General features: G+C 57.7%; 1 rRNA gene. It reads left to right on the top strand.

The window, feature by feature from the left end:
- Nucleotides 1-246, top strand: a 23S ribosomal RNA gene (locus tag HTZ77_RS48950); the annotation flags it as partial.

Genomic DNA, 246 nt, shown 5'->3' with positions numbered 1-246 from the left:
GAGTGTAAGTGCACAAGGGAGCTTGACTGTGAGACTGACGGGTCGAGCAGGAGCGAAAGCTGGGACTAGTGATCCGGCATCGGCATGTGGAAGCGGTGTCGCTCAACGGCTAAAAGGTACCCCGGGGATAACAGGCTGATCTTCCCCAAGAGTCCATATCGACGGGATGGTTTGGCACCTCGATGTCGGCTCGTCGCATCCTGGGGCTGGAGTAGGTCCCAAGGGTTGGGCTGTTCGCCCATTAAA

The organism is Nonomuraea montanisoli, assembly GCF_013363975.1.
Lineage (GTDB): Bacteria > Actinomycetota > Actinomycetes > Streptosporangiales > Streptosporangiaceae > Nonomuraea > Nonomuraea montanisoli.
The sequence above is the reverse complement of the archived record's forward strand: the minus strand, read 5'-3'. Positions and strand labels throughout refer to the sequence as shown.